Source organism: Streptomyces sp. NPDC048496, from assembly GCF_043200055.1.
Classification (GTDB): Bacteria; Actinomycetota; Actinomycetes; order Streptomycetales; family Streptomycetaceae; genus Streptomyces.
Genome location: NZ_JBICXB010000046.1, coordinates 12820 through 29112, shown reverse-complemented (window position 1 = coordinate 29112; position 16293 = coordinate 12820). Strand labels below are relative to the sequence as shown.

15 protein-coding genes and 3 pseudogenes are annotated in these 16293 nt (G+C 69.8%); 11 read left to right on the top strand and 7 right to left on the bottom strand.

Annotated elements, in window-relative coordinates:
• The first annotated feature begins 55 nt into the window (after positions 1–55).
• Entirely contained in the window at positions 56–958 is a 903-nt protein-coding gene (locus tag ACGFSA_RS28825; protein WP_393308986.1) for an oxygenase MpaB family protein, read from the top strand.
• 28 nt (positions 959–986) lie between these two features.
• Here ACGFSA_RS28825 and ACGFSA_RS28820 read toward each other — a convergent pair whose 3' ends face one another.
• The gene (locus tag ACGFSA_RS28820; protein ID WP_393308985.1) at positions 987–1586 is read right to left on the bottom strand and encodes a class I SAM-dependent methyltransferase; all 600 of its coding nucleotides are present in this window, start codon (positions 1584–1586) and stop codon (positions 987–989) included.
• A 161-nt stretch (positions 1587–1747) separates the two neighbouring features.
• Between ACGFSA_RS28820 and ACGFSA_RS28815 the strand changes: the two genes are divergently transcribed.
• From ACGFSA_RS28815 to ACGFSA_RS28800, 4 genes and pseudogenes are all read left to right on the top strand, one after another.
• On the top strand, positions 1748–2611 hold the full coding sequence (locus tag ACGFSA_RS28815) for an MHYT domain-containing protein (protein ID WP_393308984.1): 864 nt from the start codon (positions 1748–1750) through the stop codon (positions 2609–2611).
• A 59-nt stretch (positions 2612–2670) separates the two neighbouring features.
• Positions 2671–5345, top strand: a pseudogene (locus ACGFSA_RS28810) (nitrate- and nitrite sensing domain-containing protein).
• Positions 5342–5779 (top strand): roadblock/LC7 domain-containing protein, encoded by a 438-nt coding sequence (locus ACGFSA_RS28805; protein WP_393308983.1) that lies wholly within the window; start codon positions 5342–5344, stop codon positions 5777–5779. The pseudogene ACGFSA_RS28810 and the gene ACGFSA_RS28805 overlap by 4 nt, the downstream one beginning before the upstream one ends.
• A 22-nt stretch (positions 5780–5801) precedes the next feature.
• A complete protein-coding gene (locus tag ACGFSA_RS28800; RefSeq protein WP_393308982.1) occupies positions 5802–6233 on the top strand; it encodes a DUF742 domain-containing protein in 432 nt (143 codons plus the stop codon).
• 31 nt (positions 6234–6264) lie between these two features.
• On the opposite strand, the gene ACGFSA_RS28795 is transcribed toward ACGFSA_RS28800, so the two are convergent.
• Together ACGFSA_RS28795 and tatA are read right to left on the bottom strand one after the other, a co-directional pair.
• A complete protein-coding gene (locus tag ACGFSA_RS28795) occupies positions 6265–6840 on the bottom strand; it encodes a TerD family protein (protein ID WP_393308981.1) in 576 nt (191 codons plus the stop codon).
• A 143-nt stretch (positions 6841–6983) separates the two neighbouring features.
• Complete coding sequence (gene tatA / locus ACGFSA_RS28790; protein WP_327242400.1) at positions 6984–7148, bottom strand: Sec-independent protein translocase subunit TatA; 165 nt, start codon at positions 7146–7148, stop codon at positions 6984–6986.
• A gap of 237 nt (positions 7149–7385) precedes the next feature.
• Between tatA and ACGFSA_RS28785 the strand changes: the two genes are divergently transcribed.
• On the top strand, positions 7386–8822 hold the full coding sequence (locus ACGFSA_RS28785; RefSeq protein ID WP_393309000.1) for an LCP family protein: 1437 nt from the start codon (positions 7386–7388) through the stop codon (positions 8820–8822).
• A 10-nt stretch (positions 8823–8832) separates the two neighbouring features.
• Here the strand turns inward: ACGFSA_RS28785 and ACGFSA_RS28780 are convergent, their stop codons facing one another.
• The 4 genes and pseudogenes from ACGFSA_RS28780 to ACGFSA_RS28765 all read right to left on the bottom strand — a co-directional run bounded on the left by ACGFSA_RS28780 (position 8833) and on the right by ACGFSA_RS28765 (position 10995).
• The gene (locus ACGFSA_RS28780) at positions 8833–9321 is read right to left on the bottom strand and encodes a GNAT family N-acetyltransferase (RefSeq protein WP_393308980.1); all 489 of its coding nucleotides are present in this window, start codon (positions 9319–9321) and stop codon (positions 8833–8835) included.
• Positions 9321–10278: pseudogene (locus ACGFSA_RS28775) on the bottom strand (cation transporting ATPase C-terminal domain-containing protein); the annotation flags it as partial. The pseudogene ACGFSA_RS28775 and the gene ACGFSA_RS28780, both read right to left, overlap by 1 nt.
• A 44-nt stretch (positions 10279–10322) precedes the next feature.
• Positions 10323–10478 (bottom strand): annotated as a pseudogene (locus tag ACGFSA_RS28770) (cation-transporting P-type ATPase); the annotation flags it as partial.
• Positions 10479–10629: 151 nt separating this feature from the next.
• A complete protein-coding gene (locus ACGFSA_RS28765; RefSeq protein ID WP_393308979.1) occupies positions 10630–10995 on the bottom strand; it encodes an ArsR/SmtB family transcription factor in 366 nt (121 codons plus the stop codon).
• Positions 10996–11328: 333 nt separating this feature from the next.
• On the opposite strand from ACGFSA_RS28765, the gene ACGFSA_RS28760 reads away from it, so the two are divergent.
• The 5 genes from ACGFSA_RS28760 (at position 11329) to lysA (ending at position 16290) form a co-directional block, all read left to right on the top strand.
• Positions 11329–11967, top strand: coding sequence for an ATP/GTP-binding protein (locus ACGFSA_RS28760; RefSeq protein ID WP_393308978.1), 639 nt, complete (start codon positions 11329–11331; stop codon positions 11965–11967).
• 117 nt (positions 11968–12084) lie between these two features.
• Positions 12085–12498: a roadblock/LC7 domain-containing protein gene (locus ACGFSA_RS28755; protein ID WP_393308977.1), complete on the top strand. Its 414-nt coding sequence runs from the start codon at positions 12085–12087 to the stop codon at positions 12496–12498.
• A 129-nt stretch (positions 12499–12627) separates the two neighbouring features.
• Positions 12628–13707, top strand: a complete 1080-nt coding sequence (locus tag ACGFSA_RS28750; RefSeq protein WP_393308976.1) for a DUF6397 family protein — start codon at positions 12628–12630, stop codon at positions 13705–13707.
• A gap of 54 nt (positions 13708–13761) precedes the next feature.
• Positions 13762–14373 (top strand): sugar O-acetyltransferase, encoded by a 612-nt coding sequence (locus tag ACGFSA_RS28745; protein ID WP_393308975.1) that lies wholly within the window; start codon positions 13762–13764, stop codon positions 14371–14373.
• A 564-nt stretch (positions 14374–14937) separates the two neighbouring features.
• On the top strand, positions 14938–16290 hold the full coding sequence (gene lysA / locus ACGFSA_RS28740; RefSeq protein WP_393308974.1) for a diaminopimelate decarboxylase: 1353 nt from the start codon (positions 14938–14940) through the stop codon (positions 16288–16290).
• Positions 16291–16293: the final 3 nt, after the last annotated feature.

Below are 16293 nucleotides of genomic sequence, written 5' to 3'. Positions count from 1 at the left end.
GGTCTTCCCCGTCCGCGTAAAGTTTGACCTTCGACCGAGGAACGGGGGCAGCGCGGTGAAGCGATACGACCGGCTGAAGGAGATCAGGCGGCTCGATCCGGAGCGGGACTTCCTGGAGATCTACCGGCTCACGGCGACGTACGAGTTCCCCTGGGACATCACCCGTTCGCTCGAACTCGCCCTGTACCGCACGTATGCGGTCCCCAGCGTCGGCCGACTCCTCGCCGAAACAGCTGAGCTGACGGATCGTTCGCAGAAACGGTACGACGACACCGCGCTGCTCCTCGACACCGTGGTGGAGCACGGCTTCGACAGCGACCCGGGGCGCACGGCGATCCGCCGGATCAACCAGATGCACCGCAGCTACGACATCAGCAACGACGACATGCGCTATGTGCTGTGTACGTTCGTCGTGGTCCCGAAGCGCTGGATCGACAGCTACGGCTGGCGCCGCCTCTCCGGTCACGAACTGCGGGCGTTCGCTGTCTACTACCGCACTCTGGGCGCGCACATGGGCATCAAGGACGTGCCGCAGACCTTCGAGGAATTCGAGCGCACGCTCGACACGTACGAGGACGAGCACTTCGGCTGGGACGAAGGGGCGCGCAGCGTCTCCGACGCCACGCTGGCACTGATGGGCTGCTGGTATCCGGGCCCGCTCGCACCCGTCGTACGCAAAGCCAGCCTCGCACTCCTCGACGATGCGCTGCTGCGGGCGTTTCGTTACGAACGACCGGGCCCCGTCGCACGCCTTCTCACCCGCGGCGCGCTGCGGCTGCGGGCGAGGGCCGTGCGACTGCTGCCGCCCCGGTCCACCGCGCACTGTGCACGCCAGAACCCGGAGATCAAGGGCTATCCGGACGGTTACGAGGTCGGCGAGCTCGGTACGTTCCCGACCCCCGGCGTCGGCGGCTGCCCGATCCCGCACAAGCGGAGGCCGGGCGCCCCGGTCGAGTGAGCGCGTGCGTAGGTGAGCCGGGCCCAGGTCAGCCCGTCCGCACGGCGAGTGCGAGGAACCGCGCGTCCTCATCGGTGTACGAGACCGGTTGCCAGCCGGAACGTGCGAGCAACCGCCGGAGGTTGGGCTCGGCCCGCAGATCGTCGTCCGTGATCTGCCGGCCGTGGCGTGCGGCCAGCGCGGCCCGGCCGATGGGGTGGAACAGCGCCAGCTGCCCTCCGGGACGTACGACGCGGGCCAGCTCCGCCAGGTCCGGCCCGGGGTTCGACAGGTGCGAGATCAGCCCGGCTCCGAACACCGCGTCGAGCGCCCCCGCCCGCAGCGGCAGGCGGGCGACGTCGGTGAGGAGCAGCTGACCACTGCGGTCACGTCCGGCCTGTACCGCCGCGTCCAGCATCGCCGGTGTGAGATCGGCGCCCAGGACCGTACCGTGCGGCCCGACGGCGGTCCGCAGGGCGGGCAGCGCACGTCCCGTACCGCAACCCGCGTCGAGGACGGCGTCGCCGGGGCGCAGCCCGAGGGCTTCGACGGCGGCGGTGTAGGCCGGACCGTCGTCCGGGAAACGGGTGTCCCAGTCCGCGGCGCGGGCGGTGAAGAAGTCCTGGACGTGTGTGTGGTCATCGGCCATACGGACATGATCGCGCACCGGCAACCAGAGTGAAACGGACGGAAGTGGTGTGCATGTTCGAGCACGGCCTGATCGTTCGGGATCATCTCTCTGTCATATTCCGGCAGCTTTCGAAATGAACCCCGAACGTGCGCAGCCGTGGCGACTAGCGTCCCCGGTCCATGGGACACCTGGACCACGCCACCTTCGGCTGGCTGACACCTGCACTGTCGTACGCGATGGCAGCGATCGGCGCGGCGCTCGGCCTGAGCTGCACCGTGCGCGCACTGGACACGAGCGGCCGTTCGCGCCGCAACTGGCTGCTCACGGCCGCCTCCGCCCTCGGCACCGGCATCTGGACGATGCACTTTGTCGCGATGCTCGGCTTCGGCGTGACCGGCACCGAGATCCGCTACAACGTGCCGCTGACCTTGCTCAGTCTGCTCGGCGCCATGGTGGTGGTCGGCTGTGGCGTCTTCGCCGTCGGTTACAGCCGCGACCGGACCCGGGCGCTGGCCGTCGGAGGGTTCGGCACCGGCCTCGGCGTGGCCAGCATGCACTACCTCGGCATGGCGGCGCTGCGGCTGCACGGCACGATCCACTACGACCCCCTGCGGGTCGTCCTTTCTGTGGTTATTGCCGTCGTCGCCGCGACGGCGGCACTGTGGGCAGTCCTCAACATCAAGTCATCGCGCGCGGTCGCACTGGCCTCGCTCGTCATGGGCGCGGCGGTCAGCAGCATGCACTACACCGGAATGATGGCCGTCGGCATCAGCGTCACCCCATCCGGCAGCGAACTCCCCGGGGCCACGACGATGCAGTTCATCTTTCCCCTCGCCGTCGGCCTCGGCTCATACCTCTTCCTGACCTCGGCGTTCGTCGCCCTGTCGCCGACGGCCCGGGAGCACGCCGCCTACGTCTCCGCCGGGCGCACCACAGAACCGGCGGCCGACGCGGCCTCGACGCGCCTCGCGCAGCGCGGACGTGCTTCCCGCCCCCGGCGCGGCTCCCGCGGCCCCGACGTCTCGCCGTCGCTGACGCCCTGACGGCCACAGCACAGTCCCCTTTCGCCCCTGCCCAGCTCCACACCCGGAACGAGGAGGCCATGCGCCCACCCCGCGCGACCCCGGACCCCGGCACGACGACCGCCGCCCGGCCCGGTTCCGCGCCCGCGGCGCGCGGACGCCGCGCGCACGCGGGACCGCCGGCCGACGAGAGCGCCGAACGCGACGCACGTCTGCTGCTGACACAGCAGACGTCCGGGCCACGTGGACGCCGGACCCTGCGCCCCAGGACCGTACGCGCGAAGGTCATCTCGCTGCTGGTGGTGCCCGTCGTCTCGCTGCTGGCTCTCTGGGGCTTCGCCACGGTCAACACGGCCCAGGACGTGGCACGGCTGCGGCAGCTGCGACTCGCGGACGAAGAAGTGCGGGCACCGATATCCACCGCTGTCACCGCCCTCCAGGCCGAACGCAGAGCCGCCCTGATCCAGACCGCCGATCCCAGCAGCGCCCACGCCACCGCACTGGAACAGCAGACCGAACGCACCGATACCGCGCTCGCCGCGCTGCGACTGGACAAGGACCACACCATCGCCGATACCGGCCGCCTCCCGGCCGGCGTCGCCGACCGGCTCGACCGGTTCTTCGACCGTACGCACGAACTGCGCGCGGACGGGGGCACGGGCAGCCAGGAGCGCGACGAGAGTGCCGTGTACGACCGGTACACCCAGGCAGTCACCGCGGGCTTCGGCGTCTCCGGTGCCCTCACCGGAATCCAGGACGACGCGCTCGGGTCCGACGCCCGCGTGCTCCTCGAACTGGCCCGCGCCGACGAGATGCTGGCCCGCGAGGACGCACTGCTCGCCGCGGCAGCCCTCACCAAGCGCCTCGACGGCCACCAACTGGTCCAGTTCACCGGGGCGGTGGAGACCCGCAGAAACCTCACCGAGACCGCGGGCGCCGATCTCCGGCCACCGAACGCACCGCCTGGCAGAAGGTCACCGCCCGGTCCGCCTACCACCGGATCGAGGATGCCGAGGACACGGTGCTCACCGCGCGACCCGGCCGGGAAGCCGCCCAGGCGGTGCCCGCCGCCGACTGGGATCCGGCCGCGGCGAGCGTACGGAACCAATTGCGTACCATCGGCACCGGAGCCGCAGAACGCGCTGCGGACCGCGCCGACCCGCTCACCCGCGGGCTGTTCAGCCCGTCCGGAGCGGCCGTCTTCTTCGGCTGCGTCGCTGTCGCGGCCTCGCTGGTGATCTCTGCGCGCATCGGTCGTGAGCTCGTCGTCGAACTCATCAGCCTGCGCAACAGCGCCCTGGAGATCGCCCACCGCAAACTGCCCCGTGCGATGCAGCGGCTCAGGGCGGGCGAGGAGCTCGACATCCAGGCCGAGGCACCTGCCGGCCCGGCCTCGCACGACGAGATCGGCCAGGTCGGCGAGGCCCTCGGCACCGTGCACCGGGCCGCTCTCAGCGCCGCCGTCGAACGCGCCGAACTCGCCGACGGCATCTCCGGGGTCTTCGTCAACCTCGCCCGCCGCAGCCAGGTGCTGGTCCACCGCCAGCTCAACCTCCTCGACAGCATGGAGCGCCGCGCGGACGATCCCGGCGAACTCAGCGACCTGTTCCGCCTCGATCACCTCACCACCCGGATGCGGCGGCACGCGGAGAGTCTGATCATCCTGTCCGGTGCGGCCCCCGGGCGCGCCTGGCGGATGCCCGTACCGCTGACGAATGTCGTACGCGCGGCCGTCTCCGAGATCGAGGACTACGCCCGGGTGGAGGTGCGGCAACTGCCGGATGCCGCGGTCAAGGGCATGGCGGTCGCCGACCTCACCCACCTCCTCGCGGAACTCATCGAGAACGCGGCGCAGTTCTCGCCACCGCACACCAAGGTCCGGATCACCGGCGAACCCGTCGGCAACGGCTACGCCCTGGAGATCGAGGACCGCGGACTCGGCATGGGCAACGAACTCCTCGGCGAGGCCAACCGGCGCATCGAGCAGGCGGAGGCACTCGATCTTTTCGACAGCGACCGGCTCGGCCTCTTCGTGGTCAGCAGGCTCTCGGTCCGGCACCACATCAAGGTCAAGCTGCGCACGTCACCGTACGGCGGAACGACGGCGGTGGTCCTGTTGCCGACCACACTGCTGCAGGGCGCGCTCCCGGCGGGCGGGGAAGAGCCCGTAGCGCAGAAGACATCGGTCGAGCGTCAGCAGGAACGCGACGCCGCGGCGCTCGGAACCCGTCCGGGCTCCCGTGCGGCGCGTTCGCAGGTGGCGACCGCGTTCCCCGCCCCGGTTCCGGTGCCTGCGCTGGAGTCGCGGACGGGTCCCCCCGCCGGAGTCACCGCGCTGCGCCCACGCTCCCGTAGAGCGGTCGAGGACCGGAGCGATGAGCCGGCCGGGACCGAGCCCGAAACCCGCGGGATCCGGGAGATCGCGGAAACCCGCCGGAGCCTGGAAGCCCCCGCGAGCAGGGAAGCCCGGGAAACCCACGAGACCAAGGGGGAGGGCGACAGCTCACTTCCCCGCCGGGTCCGGCAGGCCCACCTCGTTCCGCAACTGCGCGAGGAGCCCCGGCCCGAGCCGACCGGAACCGGCGACGGGAACGGCATGGACGGACCGGCCGAGCGCACTCCGGAACAGGCCAGGGACCGCATGACCGCCTACCGCAACGGCTGGGTACGCGGCGGCGGCGCCGCCCCAGGCACGACGGCGCCCCACCGAACCACCACCGCACTCCGTCCCCGCAGCGAAGGAGACCACGCATGATCGCGAACGAGCGGACCGAGGCGCGCAGGCACTCGGGCGAACTCGACTGGCTGCTGGACGATCTGGTGGCCCGGGTCGGCGAAGTCCGGCACGCCGTGGTGCTCTCCAGTGACGGTCTTGCCGTGGGTGCCTCCAGTGCCCTCAGCCGCGAGGACGCCGAGCACCTGGCCGCGGTCGCCTCCGGCTTCCACAGCCTCGCGAAGGGCGCCGGACGGCACTTCCAGGCCGGGGAGGTACGCCAGACGATGGTCGAGATGGACGAGGGCTTCCTCTTCGTCGCAGCCGCCGGGGAGGGTTCCTGCCTCGCCGTACTGAGCACAGCCTTCGCCGATATCGGACTGGTCGCCTACGAGATGGCCCGGCTCGTCAAACGGGTCGGCGAGCACCTGCGTACCCCGCCGCGCTTCTCCGTGTCCCCGTCCCCAGTCGGCTGAGGGGGCGGAGACAGCAGTGGACATGACCAGCGAGGGCCCCGGATTCATCGAGAGCTTCCCGGACCCGCCCGAACTGCCGGGCAGCCAGTGGTACGACGCCGAAGCGGGGCCCTTGGTCCGCCCGTACGCCATGACGGGCGGGCGGACCGAACCGGGCCCGGGCGGGGTGCACTTCGACCTGATCGCACTCGTCTCCGCCGCCGACCAGGCACCGGACTCCGAGGATTCCCAGCTGGGCCCCGAACACCGCGCGCTGCTCACACTGTGCCGCTCCGAGCCCCAGTCCGTCGCGGAACTCTCCGCCGACGCCGACCTCCCGGTCGGCGTCGTCCGTGTGCTCCTCGGAGATCTGCTCGAAGCCGGTCATGTGCGGGTCAGCCGCCCCGTACCGCCAGCGCAACTGCCGGACGAGAGGATCCTCCGCGAGGTGATCAACGGATTACGGGCACTCTGAAACCGCCCCTCAGGAGCGCCACTTCGAGCGATCAGACATGGACGCCGTAGTCGGACGCGATACCGGCCAGCCCCGACGCATACCCCTGTCCCACCGCGCGGAACTTCCACTCCGTACCGTGCCGGTACAACTCGCCGAAGACCATGGCCGTCTCCGTGGAGGCGTCCTCGCTCAGGTCGTAACGCGCCAGCTCCACGCCGTTCGCCCGGTTCACCACGCGGATGAACGCGTTGCGGACCTGGCCGAAGCTCTGCCCACGGCTCTGCGCCTCATGGATGGAGACCGGAAAGACGATTTTCGCCACGTCCAGCGGTACGCCGGCCAGGTCCACGTTGATGGACTCGTCGTCGCCCTCGCCCTCGCCGGTCAGGTTGTCACCGGTGTGCTGCACCGAACCGTCCGGGCTGGTGAGATTGTTGTAGAAGACGAAGTGCAGGTCCGAGAGGACCTTCCCGGCGTCGGAGCACAGCAGCGCACTGGCATCCAGGTCGTGATCGGCGCCCGTCGTCGTCCGTACGTCCCAGCCCAGGCCGACCGTCACTGCGGTCAGCCCCGGTGCCTCCTTCGACAGGGAGACGTTGCCGCCCTTGGCCAGGGTCACACCCATGAACTTCCTCCGTTGGTCCAGTGATCCGTTGATCAGCGCTTATTCCGCCGTTACCGCGTCAACGGCGGTTCTTCACCCAAGGTTCCCTGATTGCGCAAGCCATGAAATGGCGAGTGCGGCGCGTACCGTGCCGCACCCCCGGCTCACTGCGGGTCGGTCTCCTTCATCGCCTTCGCCTCACTCTTCAGGATCCGCAGGGATTTGCCCAGGGCGCGGGCGGTGTCCGGCAGTTTCTTCGATCCGAACAGCACGATCAGAACAACCGCGACAATCAACAGGTGCCAGGGCTCGAGGCCGTTGCGCAGCATCTGGGTTCCGTCCTTCTTCTCGGACCTCCGGAATTGGTGGATCCGGTCGGCTGTGGGTAGGTCTGGTGATCCATTCGCGCAGCGATACTTGTTACGTTGCGCAACTGTACAACCGTGGGGCGGGGTCGGACGTCTTCCTCCATGGAAGCCGGAACCGAACGGACGAGGTGACCAATGACGGGCAGTCGCAAGGTGGCGGCGGGCGGGGGGCGGGGCAGCCGGCTCGGGCGCACCGCCATGACGGGACTGTCCTTTCTCGTCCTGCTGGTCGCGGGGGTCGGCTGGGGCTACCTCAAACTGACCGGCCAGATCGACACCTTCGGCGCTGACGGGATCTCGGGTGACCGGCCACCCGCCTCGTCGAACGGGCAGAACGTCCTTGTCATCGGATCGGACACCCGCTCCGGCGCCAACAGGAAACTGGGCGGCGGCAAGGGCACCGTGGGGCGCTCCGACACCGTGTTCCTGCTCCATGTGTACGCCGACCACCGGCACGCCGTCGCCGTGTCCATCCCCCGTGACTCCATGGTCGACATCCCGGCGTGCAGGACACCCAGCGGCGAGTGGACCGCACCGCAGCACCACGTCATGTTCAACGGGGCGTTCTCGGTGGGTGAGACTGCCGAGGGAAACCCGGCCTGCACCCAGAACACTGTGGAACACCTCACCGGCCTGCGCGTCGACCACACCGTCGTCGTGGACTTCTCCGGCTTCTCCGCACTGACCTCCGCCGTCGGCGGAGTCCCGGTCTGTCTGCCGCAGGACATCTACCAGCAGGACCTCAGCCCGAACCGGCCCACGCGCGGCGCACTGGTCTTCGCCAAGGGGCCGCAGACCGTCTCCGGGCAGCGCGCACTCGACTACGTGCGGATCCGGCACGGCATCGGCGACGGCTCCGACATCGGACGGATCAAAAGGCAGCAGGCTTTCATCGGCTCTCTCATCAAGAAGGTCAAGTCCCAGGGACTGAACCCGACCACCCTGCTGCCGCTCGCCGACGCGGCGACCGACTCGATGACCGTGGACCCCGGACTCGGATCGGCCGACCGGCTGCTGAAGTTCGCCATGTCGATGAAGAACATCGATCTGCGCAACACCCGCTTCGTCACCGTCCCGTGGCGTTACGAGGGCGCCCGCGTCGCGATCGTCGAACCGGAGGCCAAAGCTCTCTGGGCGGCACTCAAGGCCGACCGGACGATCGACGGTCAGGACGCCAGCGGTCAGGGCAAGAGCGGCCGCAGCGCCAAGAGGCCGGACGACGCGTCACCGTCGCCCGCCGCCCCTGTCCCCGTCTCCGGTACGGGCATCAGCCTCGCGGTCTACAACGGCACCATGGTCAACGGCCTTGCGGCCCGCGCCGCCGAACTCCTGCGCGCCCACGGCTTCACCGTCACCGGTACGGCCACCGCGAGCAACCAGGACCGCATCTCGACCGTCATCCAGTACGGGCCGGGTCTGGAGGCCGAAGCGGAGACCACCGCGCGCCTCTTCGCCGGGGCACGGACCATGGCGTCCGGCACCGCGGGCATCCAGGTGATCCTCGGGACCTCGTACGCAGAGAATCCGTCGCCCGCTGCCGAGGCCACGCCGACACCCAGCGCAGCTCCTTCCACCGTCGGCGACGGGGCGCGTTCGGCCGACGAAGACCCGTGCAAGGACCTGTCGTACGGCTGACGGAGCGCGATCAGGCTCCCGTCCGGAGCTGCAGGGCGGGGTGACGCGGCGGTGCGAAGCCGAACGACTCGTACAGACCCGCGCCGTCCGCAGTCGCGCTGAGATCGACCACCGTGACGGGCGTCTCCTCCCGGAACCAGGCCAGCAGCGCATCGAGGCAGGCCCCCGCATGCCCGCGGCGCCGACGCCGCGGATCGGTGGCCACATTGGAGATGCGCCCGTGCAGACCGCTGGGATTGGCCGGGCTGGGTGCGTGCCCATTGCACGCGCCGACCGCACTCGCCACGACACCGAGCTCCGGATCATCGACCAGGAACGCGGCGAACTCGCCGGGAAGCCGCAGCCGCTCGGCGAACCACTGCGCCGAGGCCGCCCGCCACGGAGCATCGGCGTCACCGGTCTCCATCCCCATGTCCGAGAGCATCAGGGCGCGCATCCGCACCAGGGCGGGAACATCGTCGGGAGTGGCGCGGCGTACGCGGACGTGCGGCAGGGGCATCAGTATCTCCAGGCACGCTGGTAGCGGTTACGGGCCGTCCTCAGCCCAAAAGCGTACAGCGCGAGCACCGTGGTGAGCAACAGGTAATAGAGCGGCGGCAGCGGGCTGATCCCCAGCAGCGGCCCGAGCGGAGTGGGCGGCAGCAGGACGCCGACCAGCGCAAGACCGGCCGTGGCGACTGGCAGCGGGTCGCACCCGTTGCCTTCGGCGGTACGCCGGCCGGTACGGAGGAGCAGCATCACCAGAGCCTGCGTGAGCAGATTCTCGGTGAACCACCCGAAGTGGAACGCCGCCTGGCCACCGGACGTCGCAGATCCGTGCAGGGCAAGGGCGAGGACCGCGAATGTGGCCAGGTCGGCGGTCGCGTTCAGCAGACCGAATCCGGTGATGAAGCGCAGGAAGTCGCGCGGGCGCAGCACCGTGGGCCGCCGCAGCACATCGGCCGCGGGACGGTCGAAGGCGAACGCGAGCTGCGCCACGCGTGACCCGGCCGGAGAGCGCCGCGAGTTCGGCCTCGGACAGCACGTCGATCCGCTCCGCGGACACCACCTCGCCCGGGTCGAGGCCCAGATCGCGGCAGGCACGGGAGGCAGTCCCCGGATGGTCGCCGGTGAGGACCTTCACAGCGACACCGCGGTGCTTCAGTACATCCAGCGCTTCGGCGGCGGTCGGCGCGAGAGCGTCCCGCAGGGTCACGAAGCCGAGGAAGGTCAGCCCCCGCTGGTCGGCCGGTGTGTACGTGCCGAGTCCGGCGGTTCGCTCGGTCAGGGCCACGGCGAGCAGCCGCAGACTGTTCGCCGCCTCGCGTGCGGCCAGGGCGCCCAGCCGGTCACGCTCGCTGTCGTCCAGCGCGCACCGTTCGAGCACCGCCTCCACCGCTCCCTTGGTGACGAGGGTGTGGGCGGCGAGCCTTCCGGGACGCGCAGCAGACAGCTGACCACCACGAGCACCAGGGTCACCGATGCGGTGCCCCACGCGCTGACCGCGGCGGAGACCAGACCCAGACAGAGCAGAACCGAGGTGAACGGGTCCCGCAGGCTGCGGACGAAGCGCTGCGGCCAGGAGACCGGACGCCAGGCCGGAAGGGTGTTGTCGCCGAGCCGCCCGAGCCGTTCCTCCGCCTGCGTCTCCAGAAGTCCGCGCGGTCCGCGCAGCACCTGCAACGACGTCAGCGCGGCCCCGTCCGGCCCTAGCGCTGTCGCGTCGGTGGAGGCGATCCGGCCGACCGCCGTGCCCGCTGTCGGTACGGCGACGGATGGGAGAGAGCCGTCGAGATCGCCGTGGCCGGTCCCTGCGGCGGCGCTGCTCTCAGGCACCGAGCTCACGGAGGCGTACCGGCCGCGCAGGAGCGTGCCCGGCCCGTGCAGCGAGTTGGCCGACCATCAGCCGTACCACCGTCACCACATCAGGATCGTCGACCAGATACACCTGGCGGCGGCCCTCGCGCCGCGAGCGTACGAGACCAGCGAGTTTCAGCTTTGTCAGATGCTGGCTGACCGAGGGCAGCGTCCCGCCCACCCGCTCCGCCAGCCCGGTCACATCGCTCTCGCCCTGGGCCAGCGCCCATACGATGTGCAGGCGCGCAGGCGTCGCCAGCAGACCGAAGGCGGCGGCTGCCTCCGCCAGCACCTCCGCGGGCGGATCCACGAAGTTGCCGCCGGCGCCTGTCGACACTCTTGCTCTCCTGTCCACCCCGCACCGTATTCACCGCCCCGAAGCGACAGTGTAGGCGGCAGCCGTGGTCGGCCCCAGGATCGAGGCCCCGACCCCCTGGATCGGTTCCGGCTCGAACCAGGTTCGAATTCGGCTCGGATAGTGATCTCGTGCAGACATCGAACGATCTCTGTTCGGCCACTAAGGTCAAAAACCGATCACGTTGCTCGGGACGGACGGCTGCTTGCCATGCTGTCCACCGTACCGCTGCCCACAGATACCGAACCGAGCCCGTCAAGACGGCTCTGAACTGCGTTTTTACGTCTTGAGGCTCACGGGTGAGAGAAGTGATCGATGCCTTCCGAGCACGCTGGCAGAACGGGCGGGGAGACCGTCGAGGGAACGGCCCAAGAGGCCGTGGACACCGACGCGCTCGCATTGAAGATATTGGTCGCCGGCGGGTTCGGGGTCGGCAAGACGACTCTGGTCGGTGCGGTGAGCGAGATCCGGCCCCTGCGGACGGAGGAACTCCTCAGCGAGGCCGGACAGTCGGTCGATGACACCGGCGGAGTCGATCACAAGACCACCACCACCGTTGCCATGGACTTCGGACGTATCACCATCCGGTCCGGTCTCTCGCTCTATCTGTTCGGCACACCGGGACAGGACCGCTTCTGGTTCCTCTGGGACGAGCTCTCCCAGGGGGCACTCGGAGCGGTTGTCCTCGCGGACACCCGGCGGCTGGAGGACTGCTTCCCAGCCGTCGACTACTTCGAACACCGCCGGATCCCCTTCGTCGTCGCCGTCAACTGTTTCGCGGGCGCCCGCGCCTACGACGAGCGTGAGGTGTCCCGTGCGCTCGACCTGGACCTGGGCACACCCGTCGTGCTTTGCGATGCACGCGACCGCGACTCCGGCAAGGAAGTTCTCATCCGCATGGTGGAGTACGCGGGCCGCATGCACACAGCCCGGCTCCTCGACTCGGTCGGCTGACCCGTGTCCGGACGACGAGCACGAAACGGAGAGGCGGTTGCCCCAACGTGCGCTGTGCGCAAGGCTTACGCGTAAAAGTGGGGCACGGGGAACGTATGAGCGGGGAGGAGCGGGGAAATGGCGCTGGACAGGGAACTCGACTGGCTCCTCGACGATCTCACCGGCCGGGTCGAGCACATACGGCACGCGCTGGTGTTGTCGAACGACGGCCTGGTGACGGGGGCGAGCACGGGCCTGGCACGTGAGGACGCGGAGCATCTCGCCGCGGTCTCGTCGGGGCTGCACAGCCTCGCGCGAGGCTCGGGACGGCACTTCCGGGCAGGAAGAGCCAGGCAGACGATGGTGGAGTTCGACGAGGCGCTTCTCTTCGTGACAGCCGCCGGAGACGGCAGCTGCCTCTCCGTGCTGACCGCGGCCGAGGCCGACGTCGGTCAGGTCGCCTACGAGATGACGCTGCTCGTGAACAGAGTCGGAGAACACCTGGGGGTCACCGCGCGTCAGAGCGCCGGCGGAGAAGTCGACCGGCTCTGACGGTTCGGGTCCCCTCTCGACCGCACCTTTCGCCCGGCTGTGGAAGTTGTCCACAGGCCGGACGAAAGGTTCTCTCCTCGGTTACGGTGATCACAGAGAGTCACCGCAGCTATACGGGGGAGGACGGCCATGGCCATGACGGATGCGACGCGTGCCGCGGCACCGCGCGCAGGATCTCGGCGTTCGCAGAACGCCCCGACGGACATCGACCTGACGGACAACGACCTGACGAAGGTCGATGCGTCGAAATCTGACCCGACAGAGGTCGACCGGACAGAAGTCGGTGCGACGGTGGCCGCAGGGAGGGCGGCGCAGGAGCTGAACCTGAAGCGCGGGGAGTTCGAGCTCGCCGTGCACCTGGGCATCGTGCGGATCACGGCGGAGGAGGCTGGTGGCAGGCCCAGGGTGAGCCGGGAGGAGATCGACCGGCTGCGGTCGGGGGACGGGTTCCCGGACGCACTGCGAGAACGGGTGCGGACGGTGGGGACAGCGGAGGGCGCGCGGCTCCTCGGCATCAGTCCGGTCCGCTTTACCAGGCTGGCCAGGGCCGGATGCATCACGCCTGTCGCGTTCTACCTCAACCGGTACCGGGCGATTGTCTGGCTCTATCTCGCCCAGGAGCTCCTCGGGTTCGCGGCCGGGGCGCCGCAGCTGCTGACCGGGAACAGCCCAGCCTGGATGCGGACATGTCTGGGCGCAGGAACCGACTGGCGGACGCGCAACTGGCGCTCGCACCGGATCGAGCGCCTGCTGAGCCGCACGGACGATCCCTGGGCGCGGGCTGCGGTGCTTGCCTGCGCGCTGGATCCGGTACAGCTGGCAGAAGTGGTCGACGATCCGTACGAGCGTGCGTACCTCAGGAAGGTCCGGCCCGGCCCGGTCTTCGGGCCACCCGGATCCGTCGCCGCTCGCGACACCATGACGCACCTGATGCGCGCCGACGACCCGGACGAGATCCTCTGGCGCCGGGTCAATCTCGTCCTGGAGCTGGACAGCGCGCGCGAGGCCCGTCCGGCACCTCATCCGGGGGACGACCGGCGACCCGATCCGGACTGCTCGGTCCCCGGCCCTGTCTCTGTCCCCGTCCCTCCTCCTGAGCGCGATTCCGGTCCTGTCCAAGTAGCCGGACTGCTCGCCCGGCTTGGCCTGCGAAGGCGCGAGGCCCTGTGCAGGGGAGGCGAGGAACGAAGCTCGGGCGAAGACCGTTGAACGAGTGAGCAGACGCGGATGACGGAGACGGACGAGGAACATACGGGGAGGGTCATGGCGGAGAACAAGCAGCGGATGCTGGCCGGCGACTGGTACATCGCGGACGACCCGGAACTGAGGGCGGACACCGAGCGGCGTATCGAACTCTGCGAGGCGTTCAACGCCGCGGCGCGGGCAACTCCCGCCGCACGGCGGAAGATCCTTGAGGAGCTGCTCGGCTCGGTGGGTGAGGGGGTCGCCATCCGGGCGCCGTTTCACTGCGACTACGGTTCGTTCATCACCATCGGACCGCGCACGTTCATCAACTTCGGAGCGGTCTTCCTCGATGCCGCGCCCATCACGATCGGCGCCGATGTGCAGATCGGCCCCAACGTGCAACTGCTGACCCCCAGCCATGAACTGGACACCGAGCGCCGCAGAGCAGGCTGGGAAAAGGCGGACCCCGTGACGATCGGGGACAACGTCTGGCTCGGCGGAGGCGTGATCGTGTGTCCCGGCGTGACCATCGGGGCGGACACTGTTGTCGGTGCGGGATCCGTCGTCACCAAGGACCTGCCGCCCGGCGTGCTCGCGGTGGGAAATCCGGCCCGAGTCATCCGTTATCTCGCACGGGGCGAGGGAGCGGCAGAAGGAGAAGGAGGCGTGGCTGCGGGGCTCGGCGGATAACGGCTCGCGCCGGGACGCCGGTACCGGCATCCCGGCCCCCATGCTGATCAGGGAAGCCGCTCGTGGGTGACCCCGACACCGTTCCTGAGCAGTGAGCAGGAGTGAGTCCTGCGCGCTGGCACGCCCCGAACGGTCTTGGGCGCACTGGTCGTCCGCTTTCGCAACCGGGCGGCGACACGGATCCTGTCCGTGGTCCGAGCCGGAAGGGCGGAGTCCCTCACGACCTGGCCATATGGACGCGGCCAGAGGCGACGGGGAGGCCCTGAACCATCTCGCTGGTGGAGCAGGGGCCCCGCACGCCGGCACCGCACCCGGCGTCCCAGATCGCGCTGATCACATTAGCCCGACCAGCCCAGACCACCACGAGCCCACGAGCCGGCCATCACACGATCGAGTTAAACCGTCCTTGTGTGCCGCTCACCGGCAAGCAGTTGCCAACCCCTCCGGGACCGCCCGAGCGGCACGAGCATCGAATTCCATGAGGCTCAGCCATAGAAGAATGCGCTTTTGTGACCCCCGTGCAGGCCGCAGGATGGCTGAGAGCCGGCTTCCGGGGAGGAACGCATGACGTCAGCCATCGAAACGGGTCTGCTGCCCTGCACGTCCGAGGTCCGTCCAGAAGGGCTGGCCGTCGGAGGGATCCTGCTCGCCGACCTGGCACAGCGCTTCGGAACACCCCTCTTCGTGTACGACGAGGAGCATCTGCGCCGACGCTGCCGGGAGGCGGTCGCCGCCTTCGGCCGGGACAATGTCGCCTACGCCTCCAAGGCGTTCCTGTGCACGGCCATGGCTCGACTGGCCCATGAAGAGGGGCTGTTGCTCGATGTCGCCTCCGGCGGCGAGCTACGGGTCGCGCTGCACGCGGGTGTGCCGGCCGGGCGGATCGTGCTGCACGGGAACAACAAGGACGAGGCGGAGCTGCGCACGGCCATGTCCGCCGGGGTGCGACACGTGGTGGTCGACAGCTTCGACGAGATGGACCGGATCGAGCGCCTGTGGGCCGAGGAACACCTGCCGCCGGCCCGAGTGCAGTTGCGCGTGGCGCCCGGTGTCGCCGCCGGCGCTCACGAGGCCATCCGGACCGGTGGCAACGACTCGAAGTTCGGCTTCGGCCTCGCCGGCGGAGCCGCCGCGGCCGCCGTGCGGCGAGCCTTCGGCTCCGCGGCGATGATCCTGGAGGGCGTCCACGCACATGTGGGTTCCCAGGTCCTGGACACGGCGGAACTCGCGGCGGGCGCCGCGGCCGTCGCACGGTTCGCCGCGGAGTCACGGGTGCGCCGGCTCACCGTCGGCGGCGGCCTGGGCGTCGCCTACGAGGCGGGGCAGACCCCACCGTCGTTCGCTGACTGGGCGGCCCGGGTGCGCACCTCGGTGCGTGACGCGGGCTGGGGCGACGAGGTGACCGTGGAGCCCGGCCGGTCCATCGCCGCACGCGCGGGGCTGACCCTCTACCGGGTGGGCACGATCAAGCGCATCGCGGGTGTGCGGACCTACGTCAGTGTCGACGGCGGTATGAGCGACAATTTGCGCCCCGCCCTGTACGGCAGCCGGTACGAGGCGTTCCTGCCGCGTTGCCCGCACGCGCCTCGACCGTTGCGGGCACGGCTGGTCGGCAAGCACTGCGAGAGCGGCGACGTGATCGTCGACACCGCCGCCCTGCCCGCCGATGTGGGTGTGGGAGATCTTCTGGCCACGCCGGTCACCGGCGCCTACGGATACGCCATGGCCTCCAACTACAACAAGTTGCCGCGCCCCGCTGTCGTCTTCGTGGCGGACGGGCGTGCCCGCACGGTGGTGCGCCGCGAGACCGAGGAGGACCTGCTGCGGCTGGACGTGGACGAGGACGCCGGGCTCCTGGCGCCTGCGGCGACGGTGAGGTCCGGTGCCGTGGCGGCGCAGTGCGTCGGCACGGCCTAATCT

What these genes read in the sequence shown, in the direction of transcription:
- ACGFSA_RS28755 (WP_393308977.1), top strand. Translation starts at nt 12,085, where the DNA reads ATGGCGCTGGACAGGGAACTCGACTGGCTCCTCGACGATCTCACCGGC.
- lysA (WP_393308974.1), top strand. Translation starts at nt 14,938, where the DNA reads ATGACGTCAGCCATCGAAACGGGTCTGCTGCCCTGCACGTCCGAGGTC.
- ACGFSA_RS28745 (WP_393308975.1), top strand. Translation starts at nt 13,762, where the DNA reads ATGGCGGAGAACAAGCAGCGGATGCTGGCCGGCGACTGGTACATCGCG.
- ACGFSA_RS28760 (WP_393308978.1), top strand. Translation starts at nt 11,329, where the DNA reads ATGCCTTCCGAGCACGCTGGCAGAACGGGCGGGGAGACCGTCGAGGGA.
- tatA (WP_327242400.1), bottom strand. Translation starts at nt 7,148, where the DNA reads ATGCTGCGCAACGGCCTCGAGCCCTGGCACCTGTTGATTGTCGCGGTT.
- ACGFSA_RS28785 (WP_393309000.1), top strand. Translation starts at nt 7,386, where the DNA reads ATGACGGGACTGTCCTTTCTCGTCCTGCTGGTCGCGGGGGTCGGCTGG.
- ACGFSA_RS28780 (WP_393308980.1), bottom strand. Translation starts at nt 9,321, where the DNA reads ATGCCCCTGCCGCACGTCCGCGTACGCCGCGCCACTCCCGACGATGTT.
- ACGFSA_RS28795 (WP_393308981.1), bottom strand. Translation starts at nt 6,840, where the DNA reads ATGGGTGTGACCCTGGCCAAGGGCGGCAACGTCTCCCTGTCGAAGGAG.
- ACGFSA_RS28805 (WP_393308983.1), top strand. Translation starts at nt 5,342, where the DNA reads ATGATCGCGAACGAGCGGACCGAGGCGCGCAGGCACTCGGGCGAACTC.
- ACGFSA_RS28800 (WP_393308982.1), top strand. Translation starts at nt 5,802, where the DNA reads ATGACCAGCGAGGGCCCCGGATTCATCGAGAGCTTCCCGGACCCGCCC.
- ACGFSA_RS28815 (WP_393308984.1), top strand. Translation starts at nt 1,748, where the DNA reads ATGGGACACCTGGACCACGCCACCTTCGGCTGGCTGACACCTGCACTG.
- ACGFSA_RS28750 (WP_393308976.1), top strand. Translation starts at nt 12,628, where the DNA reads ATGGCCATGACGGATGCGACGCGTGCCGCGGCACCGCGCGCAGGATCT.
- ACGFSA_RS28820 (WP_393308985.1), bottom strand. Translation starts at nt 1,586, where the DNA reads ATGGCCGATGACCACACACACGTCCAGGACTTCTTCACCGCCCGCGCC.